This is a genomic window from Fulvivirga aurantia (assembly GCF_009711475.1).
In the GTDB taxonomy this organism is placed as follows: domain Bacteria; phylum Bacteroidota; class Bacteroidia; order Cytophagales; family Cyclobacteriaceae; genus Fulvivirga; species Fulvivirga aurantia.
The window spans coordinates 1-2,085 of sequence record NZ_SMMD01000370.1; the positions used below are offsets into that span (position 1 = coordinate 1).

The following is a 2,085-nucleotide window of genomic DNA, read 5'->3' on the forward strand; positions in this document are numbered from 1 at the left end:
GAAGAAATGCTTAAGCACCCAAAAAGACCAATCGGTGATTTAAGCACGCTAACTGATGATCAAAAATTTGAACATTTATATCATATCGTGCAATTGATGAAAATTGATGGTCAGGTTTTTAAAAGTGAGATTGTATTTTGTGAAAGTATAGCTGAAAGACTTGGTTACAAGAAAGGTGTAATCGGAGAGCTGTCTACCAAAATCTTCTCTGACCCATCTATCACCGCTGACCGGGATTATTTAAAGAAAAGAGCACAAAAGTATCTGGTAAACTAATTTTAAATTGCCAACAAATAACAAAACCGTGCTTAGCCACGGTTTTTTTGTGCATAATGGTCTATATACTTACCAGAAGTAGTTAAGTACTCCCCCATAGCCTGAGCTGTGAGACATGAGTGTACTGGCAGCACGAACAACACATCTCCAACTTTATATTTTTCAAAATCCTCTTTTTGAAGCTTCACTATACCATGCTCCTGAGATAAAGCACTTACATATCCACCAGAGAGAGGTTGCCAGGTATTCGAGTCTACTGGTACTCCAAATTGCTTAACATTGTCTTTCTCAATATAATCTTTAGAAAAATGGATAGCTCCGCCATGAATAATCAACTCACCGGTTGCTTCTTTTTTACTCACAACCGGACAAGCTAATGCCACCGCTATGTCACGTAAATCACACGCCCCGATGTTATACTGCATTACATCATAAAACACTAAATTTCCCGGGCTTATAGCGTCTAATCCTTCATATGTTTCCCAAGTGCTACAGGACGGTGTATCTCCCCAGCAAAATTCTAAATCGTAAGCATAGTTTTTTACTACTTCCAGATCCCTAAGAGCCAAAAAATTTGTTTTTGCTTTAGCAGCAATTTCATTTACCTCTCTGCCAGACCTGGCACCATATGTATGACCGGCATGAGTATAAAACCCCTTTAGCTTTACCTGATCGGATATTTTTAGCTTTTCAATTAATCGTTGTATTTCATCCTTATTACTGTATGAGAGCCCTGATCGGTGTTGCCCACTGTCAATTTCGATGTAAACGTGCAATGGATTTCTGATTTCTTCTTGCAGGAAGTCAATCGCGGCCGATTCACTTACCAGCAAATTGAGTCTAACCTGTTCTGCAAGTTCATCAATCGCCCGAGCTTTTAGAATATTCACAGGAAATGCAACTGTGATCTCCTCCCAGCCTGCATCTGCAAAATAGCGTGCCATGGCTAGTGATGATACTGTAATAGACCTTACACCTTTCTTATAAAACCACTCTCCTATCTCTGTAGATTGGTGTGTTTTAAAATGAGGTCGAAATATGACCCCAGCTTTGTTAGCCCTATCTACAATCTTTTCAATATTTCTCTTACACCTATCCTCATCGAGTATTAAGGTGGGTTCGTTGATTCTCATAGGTCTATTATTTTTAATAAAAATAAAAAAAAGAACAATAAAAAAGGGGCTTAAAAGCCCCTTCATTAATCTCATTCAGATAAATCAACCTGCTGAACCAGCGCCCTCAACAGGCACTGAAATTCTCGCTTTTTCCCAGGCAAATTTTATCGAGCCATCTTCTACAGAGTAAGTCAACCTTTCCTGATTTTCGTCAACCCACTCAGGAGAAACCTCAACTCTCGCTATATCATTTTCCTCATTGTAGTTGTAGGCACCCCACGCTCCGTGCTCTTCACGATCCCAATCTTTATTGATAATTAAGGTCCAAGGCTCGTTTTCTCTAGGTATCATATAAATGCCATATTTACCTGCAGGTACTTTATTACCATCGATAGTCACATCTTCGCTGAACGCTATCGCTGTAGTTTCATTGGCTCCAGCTCTCCAAACCACACCATACTCTTCAAGACCACCCCATATTTTTCTATCTTTTACGGCTGGTGACCCATAATCTATCTTCACGGTAGCTGTACCGACAGTACCTTCAGCCTTCATTCTCGGACTAGCTATTGGCGCATCATCTTTTTCCTCTTTGGCTTCGCTTTCTGTGTCTTCAGCAACCATTGTAGTGTCTTCAGCTTCAGCCTCTGACTCTTTTTTAGGTGAATCACAAGCAACTGCTGCAGTCATCAAC

General features: G+C 40.1%; 3 protein-coding genes. 1 reads left to right on the forward strand and 2 read right to left on the reverse strand.

Annotation, left to right across the window (positions count from 1 at the left end; all coding sequences use genetic code 11):
* Positions 1-276, forward strand: a 276-nt coding sequence (locus E1176_RS20385) for a TerB family tellurite resistance protein (RefSeq protein WP_185152554.1), incomplete at its 5' end; no start/stop codon positions are given.
* A gap of 32 nt (positions 277-308) precedes the next feature.
* Here E1176_RS20385 and E1176_RS01935 read toward each other — a convergent pair.
* Entirely contained in the window at positions 309-1,409 is a 1,101-nt protein-coding gene (locus E1176_RS01935) for an alanine racemase (RefSeq protein WP_155208890.1), read from the reverse strand.
* Between the two features lie 84 nt (positions 1,410-1,493).
* Positions 1,494-2,085, reverse strand: a 592-nt coding sequence (locus E1176_RS01940) for a DUF2911 domain-containing protein (protein WP_155208891.1), incomplete at its 5' end; no start/stop codon positions are given.